This window comes from Rhodococcus sp. MS13 (assembly GCF_013277835.1).
GTDB lineage: Bacteria > Actinomycetota > Actinomycetes > Mycobacteriales > Mycobacteriaceae > Rhodococcus_F > Rhodococcus_F erythropolis.
This window is the reverse complement of sequence record NZ_VBTL01000001.1, coordinates 362,664-383,963: the sequence shown is the minus strand read 5'-3', so window position 1 is coordinate 383,963 and position 21,300 is coordinate 362,664. Positions and strand designations below refer to the sequence as shown.

At 63.8% G+C, this 21,300-nt stretch carries 20 protein-coding genes; 12 read left to right on the top strand and 8 right to left on the bottom strand.

All coding sequences use genetic code 11. The annotated features are described in order from the left end of the window. Positions 1-2: 2 nt before the first annotated feature. The 4 genes from FEZ59_RS01715 to FEZ59_RS01700 are packed head-to-tail and all read right to left on the bottom strand — an operon-like array spanning position 3 to position 4,661. A complete protein-coding gene (locus tag FEZ59_RS01715) occupies positions 3-1,289 on the bottom strand; it encodes a GTP-binding protein (protein WP_020969973.1) in 1,287 nt (428 codons plus the stop codon). Beyond that, positions 1,289-2,224 (bottom strand): sulfate adenylyltransferase subunit CysD, encoded by a 936-nt coding sequence (cysD, locus tag FEZ59_RS01710; protein ID WP_020908199.1) that lies wholly within the window; start codon positions 2,222-2,224, stop codon positions 1,289-1,291. Before cysD ends, FEZ59_RS01715 begins: the two co-directional genes overlap by 1 nt. Then, positions 2,221-2,934 carry a phosphoadenylyl-sulfate reductase gene (locus tag FEZ59_RS01705; RefSeq protein ID WP_042924073.1) on the bottom strand — a complete coding sequence of 238 codons (714 nt, stop codon included), beginning with the start codon at positions 2,932-2,934 and terminating at the stop codon, positions 2,221-2,223. The genes cysD and FEZ59_RS01705 overlap by 4 nt, the downstream gene beginning before the upstream one ends. Further along, complete coding sequence (locus FEZ59_RS01700) at positions 2,931-4,661, bottom strand: nitrite/sulfite reductase (RefSeq protein ID WP_020908197.1); 1,731 nt, start codon at positions 4,659-4,661, stop codon at positions 2,931-2,933. Before FEZ59_RS01700 ends, FEZ59_RS01705 begins: the two co-directional genes overlap by 4 nt. A 503-nt stretch (positions 4,662-5,164) precedes the next feature. Between FEZ59_RS01700 and hemW the strand changes: the two genes are divergently transcribed. Together hemW and FEZ59_RS01690 are read left to right on the top strand one after the other, a co-directional pair. Next, complete coding sequence (gene hemW / locus FEZ59_RS01695) at positions 5,165-6,391, top strand: radical SAM family heme chaperone HemW (protein ID WP_060939178.1); 1,227 nt, start codon at positions 5,165-5,167, stop codon at positions 6,389-6,391. 35 nt (positions 6,392-6,426) lie between these two features. Then, positions 6,427-7,047 carry a hypothetical protein gene (locus FEZ59_RS01690; RefSeq protein WP_172932149.1) on the top strand — a complete coding sequence of 207 codons (621 nt, stop codon included), beginning with the start codon at positions 6,427-6,429 and terminating at the stop codon, positions 7,045-7,047. A 26-nt stretch (positions 7,048-7,073) separates the two neighbouring features. Here FEZ59_RS01690 and FEZ59_RS01685 read toward each other — a convergent pair whose 3' ends face one another. After that, positions 7,074-7,397 carry a type II toxin-antitoxin system VapB family antitoxin gene (locus tag FEZ59_RS01685; RefSeq protein WP_003944521.1) on the bottom strand — a complete coding sequence of 108 codons (324 nt, stop codon included), beginning with the start codon at positions 7,395-7,397 and terminating at the stop codon, positions 7,074-7,076. A gap of 157 nt (positions 7,398-7,554) precedes the next feature. On the opposite strand from FEZ59_RS01685, the gene hrcA reads away from it, so the two are divergent. The 5 genes from hrcA to FEZ59_RS01660 all read left to right on the top strand — a co-directional run bounded on the left by hrcA (position 7,555) and on the right by FEZ59_RS01660 (position 12,788). Then, positions 7,555-8,598, top strand: coding sequence for a heat-inducible transcriptional repressor HrcA (gene hrcA, locus FEZ59_RS01680; RefSeq protein WP_019749027.1), 1,044 nt, complete (start codon positions 7,555-7,557; stop codon positions 8,596-8,598). Positions 8,599-8,679: 81 nt separating this feature from the next. Beyond that, entirely contained in the window at positions 8,680-9,831 is a 1,152-nt protein-coding gene (dnaJ, locus tag FEZ59_RS01675; protein ID WP_019749026.1) for a molecular chaperone DnaJ, read from the top strand. 2 nt (positions 9,832-9,833) lie between these two features. Then, the gene (locus FEZ59_RS01670) at positions 9,834-10,595 is read left to right on the top strand and encodes a 16S rRNA (uracil(1498)-N(3))-methyltransferase (RefSeq protein ID WP_021333396.1); all 762 of its coding nucleotides are present in this window, start codon (positions 9,834-9,836) and stop codon (positions 10,593-10,595) included. 163 nt (positions 10,596-10,758) lie between these two features. Further along, positions 10,759-11,997, top strand: coding sequence for an Ig-like domain-containing protein (locus tag FEZ59_RS01665; RefSeq protein ID WP_020908192.1), 1,239 nt, complete (start codon positions 10,759-10,761; stop codon positions 11,995-11,997). 14 nt (positions 11,998-12,011) lie between these two features. Continuing rightward, positions 12,012-12,788 (top strand): alpha/beta hydrolase, encoded by a 777-nt coding sequence (locus FEZ59_RS01660; protein WP_042952231.1) that lies wholly within the window; start codon positions 12,012-12,014, stop codon positions 12,786-12,788. On the opposite strand, the gene FEZ59_RS01655 is transcribed toward FEZ59_RS01660, so the two are convergent. Beyond that, positions 12,780-14,384, bottom strand: coding sequence for an MFS transporter (locus FEZ59_RS01655; protein ID WP_172932148.1), 1,605 nt, complete (start codon positions 14,382-14,384; stop codon positions 12,780-12,782). The genes FEZ59_RS01660 and FEZ59_RS01655 overlap by 9 nt on opposite strands. A gap of 128 nt (positions 14,385-14,512) precedes the next feature. Here FEZ59_RS01655 and FEZ59_RS01650 point away from each other — a divergent pair, with 128 nt between their 5' ends. The 5 genes from FEZ59_RS01650 (at position 14,513) to era (ending at position 19,268) form a co-directional block, all read left to right on the top strand. Further along, a complete protein-coding gene (locus FEZ59_RS01650; protein WP_113683714.1) occupies positions 14,513-15,208 on the top strand; it encodes a TetR/AcrR family transcriptional regulator in 696 nt (231 codons plus the stop codon). A 199-nt stretch (positions 15,209-15,407) separates the two neighbouring features. Then, the gene (locus tag FEZ59_RS01645; protein WP_223257794.1) at positions 15,408-16,409 is read left to right on the top strand and encodes a PhoH family protein; all 1,002 of its coding nucleotides are present in this window, start codon (positions 15,408-15,410) and stop codon (positions 16,407-16,409) included. Positions 16,410-16,457: 48 nt separating this feature from the next. Continuing rightward, positions 16,458-17,000 carry an rRNA maturation RNase YbeY gene (gene ybeY / locus FEZ59_RS01640; RefSeq protein ID WP_003944525.1) on the top strand — a complete coding sequence of 181 codons (543 nt, stop codon included), beginning with the start codon at positions 16,458-16,460 and terminating at the stop codon, positions 16,998-17,000. A gap of 21 nt (positions 17,001-17,021) precedes the next feature. Next, on the top strand, positions 17,022-18,326 hold the full coding sequence (locus FEZ59_RS01635) for a hemolysin family protein (protein ID WP_019749019.1): 1,305 nt from the start codon (positions 17,022-17,024) through the stop codon (positions 18,324-18,326). A 24-nt stretch (positions 18,327-18,350) separates the two neighbouring features. Next, positions 18,351-19,268 carry a GTPase Era gene (gene era, locus FEZ59_RS01630; protein ID WP_019749018.1) on the top strand — a complete coding sequence of 306 codons (918 nt, stop codon included), beginning with the start codon at positions 18,351-18,353 and terminating at the stop codon, positions 19,266-19,268. 49 nt (positions 19,269-19,317) lie between these two features. On the opposite strand, the gene FEZ59_RS01625 is transcribed toward era, so the two are convergent. Both FEZ59_RS01625 and FEZ59_RS01620 read right to left on the bottom strand, forming a co-directional pair. Beyond that, entirely contained in the window at positions 19,318-19,872 is a 555-nt protein-coding gene (locus tag FEZ59_RS01625; protein ID WP_021344684.1) for a TetR/AcrR family transcriptional regulator, read from the bottom strand. Positions 19,873-19,876: 4 nt separating this feature from the next. Further along, positions 19,877-21,295 (bottom strand): amidase, encoded by a 1,419-nt coding sequence (locus FEZ59_RS01620; RefSeq protein WP_172932147.1) that lies wholly within the window; start codon positions 21,293-21,295, stop codon positions 19,877-19,879. Positions 21,296-21,300: the final 5 nt, after the last annotated feature.

The window sequence follows — 21,300 nt, the reverse complement described above, 5'->3', positions numbered from 1 at the left end:
ACTTAAACGCGCTCGCCCAATTCGACAGCGGAAATGACGTCGCCGACCAGGCCGGCTGCGAGAGTGTTTCCACCAGCGGGATCGATCAACAGGAAGCTGCCGGTGTGGCGGTTCACTGCGTAGTCGTCGGCCACGATCGGCTCGGCCACGCGGATCGAGATCTTGCCGATCTCGTTGAGCTCGAGAGTGTCCGGGCCCTGATCCGTGGTGAGATCCTGCTCGTTGAAGCGCTCCACCAAGCTGCCGACGATGGCCTGCGTCGTGCGCGTGCCGTGCTTGAGCAGCAGACGTGCGCCGGGGCGCAGCGACTTCTCGGCCAACCAGCAGACAGTGGCGTCGAATTCGCCGATCGGCTCGGGTGCGTCAGACGGCGAGGCGATGGTGTCGCCGCGAGAGACGTCGACGTCGTCGGCCAGGATCAGCGTGACGCTGCGCCCCGCGTGGGCGACGTCGAGTTCACCGTCGGCCGTGTCGATACGAGTGACGGTGGTGCGCGTACCCGAGGGCAGGATCACCACTTCGTCGCCGGGTACGACGGAACCGGCGGCAACCTGGCCGGCGTATCCGCGGTAGTCGAGGAACTCGGCGGTGCGCGGACGGATCACGTACTGCACCGGGAAACGCAGGCCGACGCGATGCGGCTCGGCGTCGACCGGAATCGACTCGAGGTGCTCGATCAGCGTGGGGCCGGTGTAGTACGGGGTCTTGTCGGAGCGGATGGCGACGTTGTCACCGTGCAGTGCCGATACCGGGATCTCGACGACGTCTTCGCTTGCCCAGCCCAGTGAGCTGGTGAGTTCGTTGAACTCGGCGGAGATCGAGGTGAAGACCTCTTCGGGGTTCTCGACGAGGTCGATCTTGTTCACGGCGAGAACGAGCTTCGGGACACCGAGCAACGCGAGAACCGCTGCGTGCCTACGAGTCTGCGCGATGACGCCCTTGCGAGCATCGACCAGCAGGATCACGAGCTGAGCCGTCGACGCTCCGGAGACCGTGTTGCGGGTGTACTGCACGTGGCCCGGTGTATCGGCAAGCACGAAGGTGCGCTTGGGGGTCGCGAAGTAGCGGTACGCCACGTCGATGGTGATGCCCTGCTCACGCTCGGCGCGCAGTCCGTCCACCAGGAGCGACAGGTCAGGGGTGTCGAGACCGCGGTCCACCGACGCACGGGTAACGGCGTCGATCTGGTCGGCGAGAACGGATTTCGTGTCGTACAACAGACGGCCCACGAGGGTGGACTTTCCGTCGTCGACGCTGCCGGCAGTTGCCAGTCTGAGCAGATCGCTCATCAGAAGTAGCCCTCTCGCTTGCGGTCTTCCATGGCCGCTTCGGAAACTCGGTCGTCGCCACGGGTCGCGCCGCGCTCGGTCAAACGTGATGCCGCAACCTCGGCGAGAATCGCTTCGTTGTCAGCCGCATCGGAGAGAACAGCACCGGTGGTCGAACCGTCGCCGACGGTGCGGTAACGCACCGAAAGGGTCTGCAGCTCTTCGCCGTCAGCCGGACCACCCCAGACTCCGGGGGTCATCCACATGCCGTCGCGCTGGTACACCGGACGCTGGTGGGCGTAGTAGATGCTGGCGAGTTCGACGTTGTCGCGGGCGATGTAACGCCAGATGTCCAGCTCGGTGAAGTTGCTGAGCGGGAAGACGCGCACCTGCTCGCCGGGGGAGTGGCGACCGTTGTAGAGGTTCCACAGTTCCGGGCGCTGCTTCTTGGGATCCCACTGGCCGAAAGCGTTGCGCAGCGAGAAGATCCGCTCCTTGGCGCGGGCGCGCTCCTCGTCGCGGCGAGCGCCACCGAAGACGGCGTCGAAGCGGTTCTCGGAGATCGCGTCCAGCAACGGAACGGTCTGCAGCGGGTTGCGGATACCGTCGGGGCGCTCGGTGAGGCGACCGTCCGCGATGTACTCCTCGACGCTGGCCACGTGCAGGCGCAGGTTGTACTTGGCGACGACGTGATCGCGGAAGTCGAGAACTTCCTGCAGGTTGTGGCCGGTGTCGACGTGCAGCAGGGTGAACGGCAGCGGCGCAGGCCAGAAGGCCTTGATCGCCAGATGCAGCAGCACGGTGGAGTCCTTACCTCCCGAGAAGAGAATGACCGGGCGTTCGAACTCGCCGGCTACCTCTCGGAAGATGTGGATCGCTTCGGACTCGAGGGCGTCGAGAGTATCGAACTGTGTGCCGTCGAGCTGAGGACGTGAAAGTGTCAAGTCAACTGTCATGATGCGTGCAACCCGCATTCTGTCTTGGAGGCACCGGCCCAACGACCGCTACGCGGATCGCTGCCGGGGGCTGGCTTGCTGGTGCAGGGTGCGCAGCCGATGGACGGATAGCCCTCGTCGACAAGAGGATTGACGAGGATGGAATTGGTGTCGATGTAGTTCTGCATCTCCTCGTCCGACCACGGAGCGATCGGGTTGATCTTCACGAGGCCGAAGGCCTCGTCGAAGGAGATCAGGGGGGCGTTGGCGCGGGTGGGCGCTTCGACGCGGCGGATGCCGGTCACCCACGCGCTGTAGCCGGACAGTGTCTGCTTGAGGGGTGCGACCTTGCGCAATGCGCAGCAGCGGTTGGGATCACGGGCGAACAGATCCTTGCCCTCGGCGACATCCTGCTCGGCGACGCTTGCCAGCGCGCGTGCATTGATGACGTTGACGCCGTAGACCTGCTCGACCGCGTCACGCGTGCCGATGGTCTCGGGGAAGTGGTAGCCGGTGTCGAGGAAGAGTACGTCGACGCCCGGATGAACTTGTGCGGCAAGGTGAACCAGCACTCCATCCTGCATGTTCGACGCAACAATGTAAGAGTCACCGAACGTGTCCTCGGTCCACTGCAACAGTTCCTGTGCGCTGGCTCCGTCGAGTTCTACGGCACCGCGCTCGGCGATGGACCGAAGCTCGTCGGCGGTTGCTCGCGAAATGTCCACTGTCATCGCAAATCTCCTTCGTCTGCGCGCACTGCCCATTCGGCGAACCGTTCACCTTCGTTGCGGTTCTTGACGAACTGACGTACGACGCGGTCGATGTAGTCACCCATCTCGACGCTGGTGACCTTGTGCTGGCGCAGCTTGCGTCCGAAGGCGCTGTCGAATCCGAGGCTGCCTCCCAGGTGAACCTGGAAACCCTCGACTTGATTCCCCTCACCGTCGTCGACGAGCTGGCCCTTGAAGCCGATGTCGGCGATCTGCGAGCGAGCGCAGGAGTTGGGGCAACCGTTGATGTTGATGGTGATCGGCACGTCGAGCTGGCTGTTGATGTCGGCGAGACGCTGTTCGAGTTCGGGCACGAGCACCTGCGAACGCTTGCGTGTCTCGGCGAACGAGAGCTTGCAGAACTCGATGCCGGAGCAGGCCATCAGGTTCTTGCGCCAGTGCGACGGTCGGGCGGGAAGGCCCAGCGCGTCGAGATCGGCGATGAGCGGCTCGAGGGTCTCGTCGGCGACGTCGAGGATGATCAGCTTCTGGTACGGCGTGAAGCGGATCCGGTCGCTGCCGGCTTTCTCCGCGGCGTCGGCGACCTGAGCCAGGATGTCTCCCGAGACGCGGCCGGCGATCGGAGCGAAGCCGACTGCGTTGTGGCCGTTGCGGGTCTTCTGGATGCCGACGTGGTCGATCGGGCGCTTGGGCTTCTCCGGCGCGGGGCCGTCGATGAGCGGGCGCTCGAGGTACTCCGTCTCGAGAACCTCGCGGAACTTTTCGATGCCCCAGTCCTTGATGAGGAACTTGAGCCTTGCCTTCGCGCGCAGACGGCGGTAGCCGTAGTCACGGAAGATCGAGACGACACCCTCCCAGACATCGGGGACCTCGTCGAGCGGAATCCAGGCGCCGACGCGCTGCGCCAGCATCGGGTTGGTGGACAGTCCGCCGCCGACCCAGAGGTCGAGGCCCGGGCCGTGTTCGGGGTGGTTCACGCCGATGAAGGCGATGTCGTTGATCTCGTGAACGACGTCCTGCTGACCGGAGATGGCGGTCTTGAACTTGCGCGGCAGGTTGGAGTACTTGGGGTCGCCGATGTAGCGGCGCACGATCTCGTCGATCGCCGGGGTGGGATCGAGGACCTCGTCGAGCGATTCGCCGGCCAGGGGAGAACCGAGGACGACGCGGGGGCAGTCACCGCACGCTTCGGTGGTCTTGAGTCCGACGGCTTCGAGCCGCTTCCAGATCTCCGGAACGTTCTCGACCTCGATCCAGTGGAACTGGACGTTTTCGCGGTCGGACAGGTCGGCGGTGTTCCGGCCGAATTCCTTCGAGATGCCGGCGATGGTGCGCAGCTGCTCGACGTTGAGAGCGCCGGCGTCGCAACGCACGCGCATCATGAAGTATTTGGCCTCGAGCAGGTCGATGTTCTCGTCGCCGGTGAAGGTGCCGTCGTAGCCTTCTTCGCGCTGGGTGTAGAGACCCCACCAGCGGAAGCGGCCGCGAAGGTCGCCCTTGTCGATGCTGTCGAAGCCCTGCTTGGAGTAGATGTTCTCGATGCGGGCCCGAACGTTGAGCGGGTTGTCGTCCTTCTTGGCCTGCTCGTTGGCGTTGAGCGGCTCGCGGTAACCGAGGGCCCACTGACCTTCGGCGCGACGCTTGGCGGGACGTGCAGCGCGTGCGGGCCGGGCTTCGGCAGGTGCTGCCGAATCGGCGGGTGTGGCGGCGTCGGTGGTCGACGTCATCGATGAACTCCTGGATCTGGGCGGTTGATCGGCACGCGGCACGCACTATCGACGAACTGTGGCGGTGTCTGATCGGGACGCACCGGTCCGTGTCGGAAATCGAGGGGGCTGTCCTCGGTCTCGGAAAGCTCGCGGCCGGCAGGTGTGCTCACGAAAACGAACAGCTGGAGAAGCTGTATCTCTGAAACGACGTGTCTCTGCAGAGAGTTGTTTCGGTGAAGCAGATGGAGATGAGCGGGAAAGGCTGGAAGATCAGTGAAAGATCAACAGCTACACAGGTGCAGACACGACGAGCTGCACACACGCTTGAAGTCGACATGGCGACGCGCCACAAGTCGCACTCCGAGTCCGGTCATGCGGACCATTGTGCCACGTCAACTCGATAATTCCGACTCGGGCGCATATTTCCACGAAAAACGGGGGAAATATCGAGTTCAGGCCACGCGCCGACCTGCATCGCAGGCTGAATAGGTGTGCGTTCCGGATGCTGGGACACTGGAGGCGTGAATGCCACCAGCACGACTCCCACTCGACAGAGCGAGGCGACGCCCTTCGCCTTGCCCGCGCGATCGCTCGAGGGTGTCGGGAAACGGCCGTTCGGGATCTACATCCACGTCCCGTTCTGTGCCACCAGGTGTGGGTACTGCGATTTCAACACCTACACGGCCGGTGAGCTCGGAACCTCGGCGTCGCCGCAGTCGTGGCTGGAGGGTTTGCGACGCGAACTCGATCTCGCGGCCGAGATGACGGGCGCCCCGGCGGCAGAGACGGTGTTCGTGGGCGGTGGAACGCCGTCGCTGCTCGGTGGCGACGGGCTGTCCGACGTGTTGTCGGCGGTTCGCAGCAGCTTCGGCTTGGCGTCCGGCGCCGAAGTGACCACGGAATCGAACCCCGAATCGACGTCGCCGGAATTCTTCGACGCTCTCCGCAGTGCGGGATTCACCCGCATTTCCCTCGGCATGCAGTCCGCGGCTCAGCACGTCCTGAAGATCCTCGACCGCACCCACACTCCCGGCCGCGCCGTCGCTGCCGCGAAAGAGGCTCGCGCAGCTGGTTTTTCGCACGTGAACTTGGATTTGATCTATGGAACGCCAGGGGAGCGAGACCAAGATCTGGACGCCTCACTCGATGCGGTTCTCTCCGCCGATGTCGACCACGTCTCGGCCTACGCGTTGATCGTCGAGGACGGCACCGCCATGGCTCGCAAGGTCAGGCGCGGCGAGCTGCCCGCGCCGGACGACGACGTGCTGGCCTCACGATACGAACGAATCGATTCACGCCTGTCCGAGGCCGGCTTGCACTGGTACGAGGTCTCCAACTGGGCAAAGGCGGAAACCGCGGACTCCGGTGACACCCGCTGCCGTCACAACCTCGGCTACTGGGACGGCGGTGACTGGTGGGGCGCCGGACCGGGCGCGCACAGTCACGTCGGCGGAGTGCGGTGGTGGAACGTCAAGCACCCGGCACGGTACGCGGAACAGTTGGCCCTCGGTGAACTTCCCGTCGGCGGCAGCGAAGAACTGACCGCCGAGGACGAACACATGGAGCGCGTCATGTTGACCGCGCGGTTGCGTACGGGACTTCCGTTGTCGGAACTGTCTGCATCCGAACGCCTTTCGGCCGAACGGGTGGTAGTCGACGGGTTGGCCGTGATCGAGAACGATCACGTGGTTCTCACCGACCGTGGTCGCCTGCTCGCTGATGCGGTGATTCGCACGATCCTGACCTGACGCGGCACCATCCTTCGCCGCGTAATGTGGCCGTGGTGGCCATCATTCATCGTGCGCAGCTGAATCCGTCCAAGAACGACCTGCTCCGAGCGTGGGTGCCCAAGCAGCCATGGATCGGGTCGGTCGACTGTTCGACGCTCGAACGCGTCGACGCCTATCGTTTCGACGACCCGGACGGCGAGGTCGGAGTCGAGACGCATCTGCTCCGCTCTGCCGACGGTCGAATTCTTCAGGTCCCGCTCACTTATCGTGGTGCTCCGCTGGACGGGGCGGAGACTGCGCTGATCGCAACCATGGATCATTCGGTACTGGGCGAGCGGTGGGTGTACGACGCTTGCTGCGATCCGGTCTACGTGAGCGTGGTGGCGACCGCGATTCTGACCGGTGGGGCCGGAGTCGATCTGGTTTTCGCGGACTCCGCCGATCACATCCCGGTGACGGCTCACGTAGTAGGCAGCGGTACGGCCGGCGCTTCCGTACCGGAAGTCGAATCGGTGACCTGCTCGACAGTCGGCACCGACACGATCATCAGCGCGGGAGAACTGGAATTGACCGTGGTGAGAGTGATCGACGCAGATCGAGTGTCAGGCTCGGCGACGCTCACCGGAACCTGGCCGGGGCAGCCGAATCCCGCACTGCTCGCGTTCGTCGGTTGAGTCTCGGCGCCTGAGTCGCGTGAGCGTCAGCGGACGCCCTCGATGACACCGGGCATCGCGTCGAAGTCGAAGACACGCGCGTGCAGCACGACGCGGTTTCGCAGGGCCGAACGAACCGCTCGGTGCAGGCCGTCCTCGAGGTAGAGAGTGCCGCGCCACTGCACTGCGTGAGGGAACAGATCGCCGTAGAAGGTCGAGTCCTCCGACAGCAGGCGATCGAGTTCGAGGACCTTCGTGGTGGTCACGATCTCGTCGAGTCGAACCTGACGTGGAGGGAACTTCGACCAGTCGCGTAGAGACAGTCCGTGATCGGGATACGGTTTGCCGTCCATCACGCCTTTGAAGATCATGTGCCGCCTTGTCCATGGTTGTGCGATCGACCCTTCGCCGATCTCACTCCACAGTAAGGGCAACAGCCGTCTCTGGCGCTCGGGCGATTAGACTGCCAGTGGGAACCGATGTGTAAATGTCGGTGTTCGTTCTGTTCAGGAAACGGAGGTGGCAACGATGTCGAGTACCGACGACAGGCGTTTCGAGGTCTTACGTGCAATCGTGGCCGATTACGTCTCCACCCAGGACCCGGTGGGATCCAAGGCCCTGGTCGAGCGTCACAACCTCGGAGTGTCGAGCGCCACTGTGCGCAACGACATGGCATTCCTCGAGGCCGAGGGCTACATCGCCCAACCGCACACCAGTTCCGGCCGCGTCCCCACCGACAAGGGATACCGCGAATTCGTCGATCGCATCGCCGACGTCAAGCCCATGTCCGGGCCCGAGCGACGAGCGATCCTGGAGTTCTTGGAGTCGGGTGTCGACCTCGACGACGTTCTGCGTCGTGGGGTGCGACTGCTCGCGCAACTGACCCGTCAGGTCGCGGTTGTCCAATATCCGTCGCTGTCCGCATCGTCGGTTCGCCACCTCGAGGTGGTCGCATTGACGCCGGCGCGCCTGCTCCTCGTTCTCATCACCGATTCCGGCCGCGTCGATCAGCGAATCGTCGAACTCGGGGACGTCCTCGAAGACGAAGACCTTTCCCGGTTGCGCGCGCTTCTCGGCGGGGCCCTGGAAGGCAAGCGCCTGGCCGCCGCGTCGATTGCCGTGGCGGAACTGGCCGACGAGTCTCCGGCCGACCTGCGCGACGCCGTGATCCGGTCGGCAACGGTTCTGGTCGAGACCCTGGTCGAACATCCGGAAGATCGCCTCGTCCTGGGCGGAACCTCCAACCTCACGCGCAACGCCGCCGATTTCTCCGGTCTGGCCGGCTTCCCCGGTTCGCTGCGCGCAGTGCTCGAAGCACTGGAAGAGCAGGTAGTGGTCCTCAAACTGCTCGCTGCGACGCAGAATTCCGGCACGGTCACCGTCCAGATCGGTGAAGAGACGCAGGTCGAACAGATGCGCGGAACCTCCGTGATTTCGACTGGCTACGGCGCGGCCGGTACCGTTTTCGGTGGTGTCGGTGTGCTCGGACCCACTCGGATGGACTATCCGGGAACAATTGCATCGGTTGCCGCCGTTGCCAGATACATCGGCGAAGTTCTCTCCGAGCGATGACGGACGTCGACATTTGGTCGGCACACCTCCTCGCGAGGACTGAGGAAAACCTAGAAGTAAGAGAAGGACGAGAGACTCAACGTGGCACGGGATTACTACGGATTGCTCGGCGTCGGCAAGAACGCGACAGACCAGGAGCTCAAGCGCGCTTACCGCAAGCTGGCACGCGAACTGCACCCGGACGTCAACCCTGACGAGGCGGCGCAGGCCAAGTTCAAGGAGATCTCGACGGCCTACGAGGTCCTGACCGACCCGGAGAAGCGTCGCATCGTCGATCTCGGCGGAGACCCGCTCGAGTCCGGTGGCGGCGGAGGTGGTGGCTTCGGCGGCGGATTCGGTGGCGGTGGCCTCGGCGACGTCTTCGAAGCCTTCTTCGGCGGCGGTGGCGGCGCAGGTCGTGGGCCGCGCGGTCGCGTTCAGCCCGGAGCCGACTCGTTGCTTCGCACCAAGCTGACCCTCGCAGAATGTGCGACGGGCGTCAGCAAGCACGTGACCGTCGAGACGGCCATTCTGTGCGACAGCTGCACCGGAGCCGGAACCAACGGCGACTCCAAGCCTGTCCGCTGTGAGACCTGCAACGGTGCCGGCGAAGTTCAGTCCATCCAGCGCTCGTTCCTCGGTCAGGTCATGACCTCGCGTCCCTGCCCGACGTGCCGCGGTGCCGGTGAGACCATCCCGGATCCCTGCCACAAGTGTGGCGGCGACGGCCGAGTGCGGGCCAAGCGCGACATCACGGTGAAGGTTCCGGCGGGCGTTGCCGGTGGCATGCGCATCCGTTTGACTGCGCAGGGTGAAGTCGGCCCAGGCGGCGGACACCCCGGCGACCTCTACGTCGAGATCGTCGAGCAGCAGCACGACGTCTTCGTTCGGGACGGTGAAGACCTGCACTGCACCATCCGTGTTCCCATGGTCGACGCAGCACTGGGTACCAGCGTCACCGTCGACACCATCATCGACGGCCCCAAGGAAATCACCATCGAGCCAGGCACCCAGCCCGGGCACGTTGCTGTTCTTCGCGGTCACGGTATGCCGAAACTGCGGTCGGGAGTGCGCGGCGACGTCCACGCTCACCTCGAGGTGGTCATCCCGAGCCGCCTCGATCACAAGCAGTCCAAGCTGCTCAAGGAATTCAAGCTGCTCCGCGATCGTGACGAGGCCGAGGTCGTTTCGACGACGTCGCAGAACAGCGGTGGTCTGTTCTCGCGTCTTCGCGAAGCATTCAGCGGCCGCTGACGGTGGCCGCAACGGTCTTCTTTCTCGACCCGGTTCCCGGCGTCGGTGAAATCGCAGTTCTGGACGGGCAGGAGGGTCGCCACGCGGCCACTGTCCGCCGGATCGGTGTCGGCGAGCGTTTGGTGTTGGCCGACGGCCGTGGCCGGGTAGCCGACGCCGAGGTGACGAGCGTCGGCAAGGATCGCCTCGAACTGTTGGTCAGCGACGTTCAGGTTCTCGAGCAGCCCAAGCCGTTGGTGACCCTGATTCAGGCACTGCCCAAGGCCGAGCGCTCCGAGTTGGCCGTCGAACTGGCCACCGAGGCTGGTATCGACGCCGTGATTCCGTGGCAGTCCCTGCGTTGTGTCGCCAAATGGGAAGGCCCGAAGCTCGCCAAGGGCGTCGCACGCTGGCGAAGTGCCGCAGTGTCTGCGGCGAAGCAGTCCAGACGCGCGTTCGTCCCGGAGATTTCGGATCTGCACAAGACGGCGGCGGTGATCGCGTTGGTTCGCGACGCCGTTGCCCGCGGCGCTGTGGTTGCGGTGCTTCACGAATCGGCGACGACGCCGTTGGCCGGCTTGCCGTTGGCGAGCGCGGACGAGGTATTTCTCGTTGTCGGTCCCGAAGGTGGGCTCGACGATTCGGAGATCAGTGCGTTGTCGGAGGCAGGGGCCACTCCGGTGCTTCTCGGGCCGACGGTCCTGCGCACGTCGACCGCCGGGGCTGTTGCTCTGGGCGCCATCGGAGTGCTGACCGATCGCTGGGGACCACGGCCACTGCACTGATCTTGTTGTGACTGCACTGATCTTGTTGTGACTGCACTGACGTTGGTGTGATCCCGAGCTGAATCGGATCCGGCGCTCAGCGAAGTGTCAGATTTGCGCACTATCGTAAGGACGTCGGGGGTCGCCTTCGGCGTGAGTTGGTTCGGGGATTTCAGGAGGCCAGATGTTGTCACGTGCGCATATGCGAATTGCCGGAGCGGTGTGTGCCGCGGCGGCGATGATGCTGGTTGCGGGGTGCACCGTCTCCACCGGAGACAACCCGGGCTCTTCCGGTAATGCCGTCACCACCACACCGACCAGCGAGGCGCTCGTCACCGTCACTCCCGCCGACGGCGGAACCCCCGTGAGCCCCCTCGATCCCATCGAGGTCCAGGTCGCGAAGGGAACACTGACGACCGTCGCGCTGACCAATCCCGAAGGTAAGGAAGTCGCCGGTATCACGACGCCTGACAAGACGTCCTGGAAGCCGAGCGAACCACTCGGATACGGCAAGACCTACAAGCTTGTCGTCGATGCCGTCGACGCGAATGGTGTTGCCACGACCAAGAACACAACGCTGACCACCGTCGCGCCGAGTAATCAGACTCGCGCGTACATCAACACCACCGGTGGCGCCTCGATTTCGGACGGTGGCACGTACGGCGTCGGCACGGTCGTCGCCGTTCATTTCGACGAGTTGATCGGTGACAAAGCCGCGGCCGAGAAGTCTCTGGTGGTCACCACCAATCCGCCCGTACAAGGATCGTGGTACTGGGTCGACGGTCAGAACGTTCACTGGCGTCCGCAGAATTACTACGCACCAGGCACGACGGTCTCGGTGAACGCGAACATCTACGGCAAGCAGTTGGGCAACGGACTGTACGGCCAACAGGACGACACCGTGTCCTTCAAGATCGGCGACTCCCACGTCTCGGTCGCCGACGACAACACCAAGATGGTGACCGTCTACGAAAACGGTCAGGTGATCAAGGAAATGCCGACCTCGATGGGAATGGGCGGCACCGAAACGATCGGCGGCACGACGCTCTCGTTCTGGACCCAGCCCGGCACGTACACCGTGATGGACAAGGCCAATCCCGTCATCATGGATTCGTCGACCTACGGTCTGCCGATCAACTCGCGCCTGGGCTACAAGGAATCCATCAACTGGGCCACCCGCATCAGCACGGACGGTATCTATCTTCACGAGTTGGAGAGCACCGTCTGGGCGCAGGGAAACACCGACACCTCGCACGGTTGCCTCAATCTCAGTGCGGCCAATGCCAAATGGTTCTTCGATTTCTCGCAGCCAGGAGATGTCGTCGAGATCAAGAACACCGGCGGGGCTCCGCTGGAGGTGTGGCAGAACGGCGACTGGACCCTCTCGTGGGCAGACTGGGCCGCAGGCAGCGCCCTCGCCTGAGATAGATTTCCTCGGTGCCTCGATTCAAGATTCCGTACGGCCGACACGAGCAACAGTTCGGGCATCTCTACGTTCCCGACGAGGCGGTTGACGGCCCGATCCCGATCGTCATGCAGATCCACGGCGGCTTCTGGAGCGGGCAGTACGGATTGAATCTGGGCACCGCATTTGCCGTCGAACTCGCGCGGCACGGCGTCGCAGTGTGGAACATCGAATACCGCCGCCTCGGGGCGGGCGGTGGTTGGCCGGAAATGTCCGCCGACGTGAAAACGGCGTACGACGAAATCCCCGCACTGGTTGCCGCGAAGTCCTCGGCCGAATTCGATCTGAATCAGATTCGCCTGCTCGGGCATTCGGCCGGCGGACATCTTGCAGTGTGGCTGGCGGGAGAGAAGGACACGTTCACCCGGCCTGAACGGGTCATCGCGCAGGCCGCCGCACTCGATCTGGCGTCGGCAGGCGAGCGCGGACGACGGATCAGTTTCATCGAGGATCTGTTCGGCGTTCCGTTCGAAGCGGACCCGGATCTGTATCGCAATGCGTCGCCACAGCATCGACTGCCGATCGGCGTTCCCGTTGTGTGCGTCACGGGTGCGGAGGATCTGCAGGTGCCGGCCAAGGTGAGCTCCTGGTATGCGAAGGCTGCCGAAGCGGCTGGTGATCCCGTGGCACTGCGTGTGATCGAGGGCGAAGGGCACGACGCATTTCTCTCACCCTCGACCGAGTCCTGGCGGGTCTCCCGCGAGTTGGTTCTCGCCGAAGACCCGCTGGCTCCGAGCACGTCAGACTGACACGGGGTCTTCTTGCACAGGGGCCTTCTTGCCCGGCAGGATGAACGCCACGACAACTGCCCCCACGAACAGTGCAAGACCGCCCGCCCAACTGGCCGCCGAAATCGCGTCGGCGTAGGCACTGCCGGCGGCGTCGAGCAACGGCCCTGCCTGAGCTGCAGCCAAGGGGTTGCCTGCCATCTCTTCGGCGACCAACGAAGCGCCGCCGACGGATTCTCCCGACACCTCCATTGCGTACGCGGCCTGTTGCGCCAGCTCACCCGTCAACTGCGGAACCTGCATACCGCTGATGAATCCTGCGATCGAATCCTTGTAGCTCGCAGCGAGGATCGAGCCCAGGATCGCGATTCCCAGAGAGCCGCCGAGTTCGATGGCGGTGTCGTTGAGGCCACCAGCAGCGCCGAGATCGTCCTCGGAGAAGTTGTCCATGATGGCGTCGGTGGCCGGCGGTTCACTCAAGCCGATGCCCAAGCCGAGCAGGATCAGTGGGACAGCGAACATCCAGTAGCCCGAATCGCCGTCTACCTGCGTGAGAATCAGAACACCGACTGCGGCGACGACCATGCCGCCGACGATGGATGCCCGGACGCCGATCAGCGGAGTGATCCGGCCACTGACCACGGCGCCGATCGAAACGGCAATTGCCAAGGGCAGCAGACGAACACCGGTTTCGAGTGCGCCGTAGCCGAGGATGAACTGGAACTGCTGTGAGATGAAGTAGATGGCACCGAAGGCGGCCAGGAAGAGCAGAAGTACGGCGAGTGTCGCGCCGCCGACCATGCGCTGGCCGAGTTTGCGGACGTCGAGCAGTGGCTGCGGGTGACCCAGTTCCCAGACGACGAACGAGACGAGGCCGATCGCAGCGAGCACGGCGGCGCCGATGGGTCCGCCGGTCCACCCGAAGTGGAATCCGTTGATGATCGAGTACACGAGCGAGCCGATGGTGACCACCGAGAGTGCTCCGCCGATCCAGTCGATCCGGCCCAGGTGCTCGGCCTTGCTCGGCGGCACCAGGATTACGGCGGCGACGGCAGCGACTGCGGCGATCGGGACGTTGATCAGGAAAGTGACGCTCCAGGAATGGCTGTCGAGAATCCATCCGGCCAACAGCGGGCCGAGGGCAATCGCCAGACCCGACGTCGCCGCCCACGCCGCGATGGCGCGTGATCGCTCCGCCTTGGGAAAGGTCGCGACCAGAAGCGAAAGCGTCGCGGGCATGATGATCGCGGCGCCGACGCCCATGATCATTCGTGCCGCGATGACGGCGTTGGTGGTGTCCGCGATACTGCCGAAGACGGCGCCGCCGGCGAACACGGCGAGTCCGGCCAGAAGCGCTCCGCGGCGACTGTACTTGTCACCGATCACGCCGAACAGCAACATCAGCGCGGCGTAGGGGACTGTGTAGCCGTCGATGACCCATTGCAGTTGCGTGCTGGTGAGCCCGAGGTCTCTGGTCATGTCCGGCGCCGCGACGATCAGCGCGGTATTCGCCATCACGACGATCAGCAGACTCAGGCACAACACCCCGAGCGCGGCCCATCGCCGTGAGTACGGCTGGTCCATCTCCGAGACAGGTTTGCTCATGAGTGTCGTCATGACGCGACTCCGTTCCTGATGATCGAAGAGACTCCTCGATCTATTTGCACACTGATGTGTAAGTTAATAACTTGCACACCGATGTGCAACTATGATTGACCTAGATCACAGTTGGGCAGTCGAAAGAGGTGGAACGCGCGTTGACGCATTCGGGCACAGTCGTTTCGGGAACTGCCGAATCGGGCGGAAGGCAGCGTCGTAGTCAGGCCGCGGCGAATCGCAATCGCATCATCGAGGCGGCGATCACGGCGTTCGCTGCTGATCCGGATGCGAGCATGGACGACGTCGCAAAGGCTGCCGGTGTGGTCAGACGAACCGTGTACGCGCATTTCGACAGCCGTGAGGCGCTGATCAACGGCATCGTGGACGAGGCGTCGACCGATCTCGTTGCTGCGCTGAGCCAAGCCGGTGAGCCGCCCGAGCGCCCGGATCTGGCGACTGCCGTACTGGCATTGCTGTCATGGCCGGTCGGAGATCGATTCCGGATGTTGCTCAGTTTTGCCCGCAAAGAGTTGGGGGAGCAGCGGATTCTCGATTTGATGGAGCCCGCGCGCGCCGTGAGTGTCAGCGTCGTCGAGCGAGGTCAGCGTGACGGCACCTTCTCGACATACCTGCCGGCTGAGACTCTGGTAGCGATGACCGAGGCGATCACGATCACGTTGTTCGATCAGGCCAACAGTGGGCTCATCACCGACTCTGGCGAATCCTTTGCCGCCGTATGCCTGGTCATCGCGGGTATCAGTCCGGACAGAAGCGCCGAGATCGTCGCCGAAGCGTCGGAATGGATCCGAGAATCGCTGCCGTCCGGTCGCCGCGAGGATTAGGCCGGGACGATTAACAAGTGGGCCGTGTCCGACTCTGGCGCTAGACTTCGAAGTATCGAGGCTCACGAGTCGAGTGGGCTGATCGGACCAGAAAGCAGGCCATATTCACCACGTGAGTGAACACAGTGAACTCGACGGCAACCGTGTAACCACCATCACCGATCGCGCTCTGCCCGCAGAGCGCACCGTCCGTTCGAGTATGGATCTGGCGCCGGAGACCGTGCGCCAAATCCTGGGGGCGACGGACGAGAATCTCACCGCGATCGAACGTGAGCTTCGTGCCGACATTCACGTACGTGGCGGAACTGTCTCATTGTCGGGGACGGCTGCAGACGTTGCGCTGGCAGAACGTGTGTTCAGTGAATTGGCGTCGCTGGCCGGTCGGGGGCAACCCATCGCACCGGATGCTGTTCGACGAACCATCGGCATGCTCACCAACGAGGTCGGCGAGTCTCCGGCCGAGGTGCTCTCCCTCGACATTCTTTCGCGTCGGGGCAAGACGATTCGGCCCAAGACCCTCAACCAGAAACGCTACGTCGACGCCATCGACGAGAACACCATCGTGTTCGGAGTCGGCCCGGCCGGCACCGGCAAGACCTACCTCGCCATGGCCAAGGCCGTTCAGGCGTTGCAGGCCAAGCAGGTCTCTCGGATCATCTTGACCAGGCCGGCAGTCGAGGCAGGCGAGCGACTGGGCTTTCTGCCCGGCACGCTGCACGAGAAGATCGATCCGTATCTGCGCCCGCTGCACGACGCATTGCACGACATGATGGATCCCGAGGCGATTCCGAAGTTGATGCAGGCCGGAGTCATCGAGGTCGCTCCGCTCGCTTACATGCGCGGCCGGACGCTCAACGACGCCTTCATCATCTTGGACGAAGCGCAGAACACCACGGCCGAGCAGATGAAGATGTTCCTGACCCGTCTCGGGTTCGGTTCCAAGATCGTGGTCACCGGAGACGTGACCCAGGTCGATCTACCTGGTGGGGCCCGTTCGGGTCTGCGTGCGGCATCCGAAATCCTCACCGGGATCGACGATATTCATTTCGCCACCCTCGACAGCAGTGACGTCGTACGTCATCGGCTGGTCTCCCACATCGTCGACGCTTACGAGCGTCACGAATCGGATCGGTCCGGCGAGTTGGCCGTCGGAAACCGGGCGCAGCGCCGCGCTGCACATGCTCATTCACCGCGACGGTAGGCTGATCGACGCATCAACCCCTACTTTTCCCAGGAAAGAGCGTCGCACATGAGCATCGAGGTCTCGAACGAATCGGGCATGGACATCTCCGAACCGGAGTTGATCAGCGTTGCCCGTTTCGTGATCGCTCGGATGGATGTCCATCCGGCGGCCGAGCTGTCGATGGTTCTCGTCGACTCCGCGACGATGGCGGATCTGCACGTTCGCTGGATGGACCTGCCGGGCCCGACCGACGTCATGTCGTTCCCGATGGACGAACTCGAGCCGGGTGGCCGTCCTGATTCCCCGGAGCCTGGACCGTCGATGCTCGGCGACATCGTGTTGTGTCCGTCTTTTGCCGCGGATCAGGCTGACAAGGCCGGGCATTCACTGGCCCACGAACTTGCCCTCCTGACCGTCCACGGTGTGTTGCACCTCCTCGGCTACGACCATGCGGAGCCGGAAGAGGAGAAGGAGATGTTCGGCTTGCAGAACAGCCTCCTCGAAGAGTGGTACGAAGACCTTCGCCGTATCGACCGCGAAGCAGCACTGGCCGAACGCGATCAGAAGCTGCTCGGCAAGACCGGTTTCGTCGACGGAGTGGACCGATAACAGTTATCCGGGGGTTCTGTAGTGAGTAGCGCCATAGCGCTCTTTGTTCTGGCGATTGCTCTTGTCCCGGTCGGTGGTGTCTTCGCGGCCGTCGACTCGGCGCTCAATACCATTTCGTCGGCGCGCATCGACGAGATGGCAAAGGAAGAGCGAGCCGGCGCCGCGCGCGTGCAGCGCATTCTGACCGATCGTCCGCGATACGTGAATCTGATGGTCCTGCTTCGCATTTTGTGCGAGATCACGGCCACCGTCGTACTAGTTGGCGGTCTGATCGACATCCTCTCGTTGGGCTGGGCGCTGACCGTCACCGCGGTGATCATGGTTCTCGTCTCGTACGTGGTCATCGGCGTCGGACCGAGAACGCTTGGGCGCCAACATGCGTACTCCATCGCGATGGCCGCGTCGTTGCCACTGCTGTGGATCGGTGTTCTGCTCGGGCCGATCAGTCGCGTCCTGATCCTCGTGGGTAACGCCTTGACTCCGGGTAAGGGCTTCCGCAACGGTCCGTTCGCTTCGGAAATCGAGTTGCGTGAACTCGTGGACATGGCGCAGGAACGCGGTGTCGTCGCCGACGAAGAACGCCGAATGATCCAGTCCGTCTTCGAACTCGGAGACACGTCGGCACGCGAGGTGATGGTGCCTCGCACCGACATGGTGTGGATCGAAAATGACAAGAATGCCGGACAGGCAACGTCGTTGGCCGTGCGCAGTGGTCACTCGCGCTTGCCGGTCATCGGGGAGAACGTCGACGACGTGCTCGGTGTCGTCTACCTCAAGGATCTGGTCAAGCAGACCTACCACCTGCCCGACGGCGGCCGGAACGTCAACGTCTGCGACGTCATGCGGCCGGCGGTCTTCGTTCCCGACTCGAAGCCACTCGACAGCTTGCTGGCCGAGATGCAGCGCGACCGCAATCACATGGCGATCCTTGTCGACGAGTACGGCGGAATCGCCGGGCTGGTCACGATCGAGGACGTCATCGAAGAGATCGTCGGTGAGATCGCTGACGAGTACGACGAGGACGAGACGCCGCCCATCGAGGATCTCGGCGATGGAATGTTCCGCGTATCCGCGAGGCTTCCCATCGAAGACCTCGGCGAATTGTTCGATCTCGAACTCGAACTCGACGAGGTGGAGACCGTCGGCGGGCTGATCGGATACGTGCTCGGCCGAGTTCCGCTTCCCGGTTCCGAAGTGGAGTACGACGGTTTGATCCTGCGCGGTGAGGGAACCAACACGGGCCGAGGTCGGGTACGCATCAGCACGGTGTTCGTGCAGCGTATCCCGCGGTCCGAAGACGAAGAGACAGAAGACACCGATGACTGAGCGAGTGTTCAGCGAGGAGCAGTTATGAGCAAGAACGAATTCCGGTCAGGCTTCGTGTGTTTCGTGGGTCGACCCAATACGGGTAAGTCCACGCTGACCAATGCGTTGGTCGGCAGCAAGATCGCGATCACGTCCTCGCGCCCGCAGACGACGCGCCATACGATTCGTGGCATCGTTCACCGCGAGCATGCGCAGCTGATCCTGGTGGACACCCCTGGACTGCACAAGCCGCGCACATTGCTCGGGCAGCGCCTCAACGATCTGGTTCGTGACACGTACTCCGAGGTCGACGTCATCTGCCTGTGCATCCCGGCCGACGAGGCCATCGGGCCCGGAGACCGCTGGATCGTGCAGCAGATCCGTCAGATGGCGCCCAAGACCAAGCTGGTCGGCATCGTCACCAAGATCGACAAGGTCAGCCGCGACGCCGTCGGAAAGCAGTTGCTCGCGCTGTCCACCTTGCTCGGTCCCGAATCCGAGGTCGTTCCGGTGTCCGCGAAGTCGGGCGAACAGGTCGAGATCCTGGTCGACGTCCTCGCCGGTCTGATGGACGAGGGCCCGGCCTTCTACCCGGACGGTGAATTGACGGACGAGCCCGAAGAGGTGCTCATGGCCGAACTCATCCGTGAGGCTGCGCTCGAGGGTCTCGGTGAGGAATTGCCGCACTCCCTGGCCGTGGTGATCGAGGAGGTCATCCCGCGCGAAGGACGCACGGAGAAGCAGGGCGAGATGCTGGACGTCCACGCGTTGCTCTACGTCGAGCGGCCCAGCCAGAAGGGCATCGTCATCGGTAAGGGCGGAGCGCGTCTGCGGGAAGTCGGTACCAGTGCGCGCCTGCAGATCGAGAAGCTGCTCGGTGTGCGGATCTTCCTGGAGTTGCACGTCAAGGTCGCCAAGGACTGGCAGCGCGACCCGAAGCAGCTCGGCCGGTTGGGCTTCTAGGGCCTCCGGCCCCGTGAGCGGTTAAGGAGTCCAGGGACTGCCTAACCACTCACAGGGGCCGGAGGACCCTGAGGATCGCCGCGCCGATGTCCTGCTCGTCGACGCCGGTGGCCAGGCGTCGGAGTTGGAGTCCAGTGATGACGGCGACGAGCGTCGATGCAATCGATTCGGGATCCGGTACGCCGAGTGCCGTCAGAATCGTGACGGTCAAATCGTCGTAGGCGGCAAAGCATTCGACCGCCACTTCATGGAGTTCGTGGTCGCGGCCGGCGGCGATGTACATCTCGAACGGCGCGATCCGCTCGGCCGAGAACGAAAGATCTCGCGTCACCTTCTCAGCTATTGCCGCGGCATCCTCGACGCTGAGACCTTTGTGGCGGTACTCCTCGGCCAAGGCGCGCAGGCGCGTCGTCTCGTCTGTCACGAAACGAGACAGAGCAGCGCGGAGCATGTCCGACTGGCTCGCGAAGTGATACGTGATCGATCCGAGTGAGACGCCGGCCTGCGCGGCGATGCGCCGGTTGCTCACACCCGGGATGCCGTCGGTACCGACGACGTGCAGAACGGCGTCGAGTATTCGCTCGCGAACGTCCCGGTTACTCATCGGGTCACCACCACGGCTCGGGGCGGATCTGATCCCAACGCAGGACCGATTCCAATTGTGAAGCGAGGGAGACCAACAGAGGTTCGGTGTTCTCGTTGCCCATCAACTGCGCACCGATGGGCAGGCCGGCCTTGCTGAATCCGGCCGGCACGTTGACCGAGGGCCAGCCGAGGACGTTCCACGGCCACGCGTACGGGCAGGCGCCGGTCATGACCTTGTCGGTGTCCCAGCCACCGATGCCGTCGATCGCCGTCGCCATGATCGGTGGAGTTGCCGTCGTGGGTGCCAGGACGACGTCGTAGGTGTCGAAGATCGCTCCGATCCGCTTTCGCATCCGCGGTTCGGCCGCGCGGGCCGCGCGCAGTGGCGCACCACGAAGTAGCTTGCCGTTCTGTGCATTTCCGCGTGTTCGGGCATCGACCAGTGTCGGGTCGGGAACGCGTCCGAGCCAGTCGTGGACCCCGACGAGTGAGCGGGGCAGAAAGTTCAGGCCGAAGATCAGGCCGTATGCGGGATCGTCGACGACGACGTGGTGTCCGAGTTCCCGCAGCGTGTCGGCGATCGAATGAACCGCCAGGCGCACTTCCGGGTCCAGCTTCACAGGAGTGGCGGTGAACGGATTACGAAGGGAAAGAGCGATTTTCAGTTTTCCGGGGTCGCGTCCCACCGCGTCGCTGACGGTGACCGGTGTCGGCTTGTGGAGATCGCCGTCATGGTTGCCGGCAGCGACGTCGAGCAACAGTGCCGCGTCGGCGACGGTGCGAGCGAGCGGGCCGTTGACCGTCAGGCCGTAGAAGGCTTCGGCGTCGGGCCAGGTGGAGATGCGCCCGCGCTGCGGCTTGATTCCGACGAGGTTGGTCCAGGCCGCGGGGATTCGGATGGAACCGGCTCCATCGGAACCGATTCCGGCGCTGACCAATCCGGCAGCGACGGCCGCCGCGGTGCCGCCCGACGATCCGCCTGGAGTGTGGTGACGCGACCACGGATTGCGCGTGTAACCGAAGGCTGAACCGCTCGTGAGCGGCCACTGGCCCAGTTCCGGGCTGTTGGTCTTGCCCACGATCACTGCGCCGGCGTCGCGGAGGCGTCGAACCATCTCCGAGTCCTCGGTCTTGGCCGGGAAATCGCCAGGGCAACCGAAGGCGGTGGGTTCGCCGGTGATGTCGACGTCGTCCTTCACTGCGATCGGCACGCCGAGAAGAGGTAGGCGCTCGCCGAGTGCGAGACGCCTGTCGGCCTCGGCAGCTTCTTCGAGTGCCTTCTCGCGCCGCACGATCTTGAACGCATTGAGGTGAGGCTGAGCGGCCTCGATCCGGCTCAGCGTTGCCTCCGTGGCCGCGACGGACGAGGTAGCACCCGAAGCCAGACTCGCAACCTGGTCGACAAGGCCGGGGGCGAGATCGTGGTCGGTTCGAGAAGTCATCAGGT

Coding starts and splice junctions, on each gene's coding strand:
- FEZ59_RS01655 (WP_172932148.1), bottom strand. CDS start 14,384: ATGACGACACTCATGAGCAAACCTGTCTCGGAGATGGACCAGCCGTAC.
- FEZ59_RS01620 (WP_172932147.1), bottom strand. CDS start 21,295: ATGACTTCTCGAACCGACCACGATCTCGCCCCCGGCCTTGTCGACCAG.
- FEZ59_RS01700 (WP_020908197.1), bottom strand. CDS start 4,661: ATGACGTCGACCACCGACGCCGCCACACCCGCCGATTCGGCAGCACCT.
- FEZ59_RS01715 (WP_020969973.1), bottom strand. CDS start 1,289: ATGAGCGATCTGCTCAGACTGGCAACTGCCGGCAGCGTCGACGACGGA.
- era (WP_019749018.1), top strand. CDS start 18,351: ATGAGCAAGAACGAATTCCGGTCAGGCTTCGTGTGTTTCGTGGGTCGA.
- FEZ59_RS01645 (WP_223257794.1), top strand. CDS start 15,408: ATGGATCTGGCGCCGGAGACCGTGCGCCAAATCCTGGGGGCGACGGAC.
- hrcA (WP_019749027.1), top strand. CDS start 7,555: ATGTCGAGTACCGACGACAGGCGTTTCGAGGTCTTACGTGCAATCGTG.
- FEZ59_RS01665 (WP_020908192.1), top strand. CDS start 10,759: ATGTTGTCACGTGCGCATATGCGAATTGCCGGAGCGGTGTGTGCCGCG.
- cysD (WP_020908199.1), bottom strand. CDS start 2,224: ATGACAGTTGACTTGACACTTTCACGTCCTCAGCTCGACGGCACACAG.
- FEZ59_RS01705 (WP_042924073.1), bottom strand. CDS start 2,934: ATGACAGTGGACATTTCGCGAGCAACCGCCGACGAGCTTCGGTCCATC.
- ybeY (WP_003944525.1), top strand. CDS start 16,458: ATGAGCATCGAGGTCTCGAACGAATCGGGCATGGACATCTCCGAACCG.
- FEZ59_RS01625 (WP_021344684.1), bottom strand. CDS start 19,872: ATGAGTAACCGGGACGTTCGCGAGCGAATACTCGACGCCGTTCTGCAC.
- FEZ59_RS01685 (WP_003944521.1), bottom strand. CDS start 7,397: ATGATCTTCAAAGGCGTGATGGACGGCAAACCGTATCCCGATCACGGA.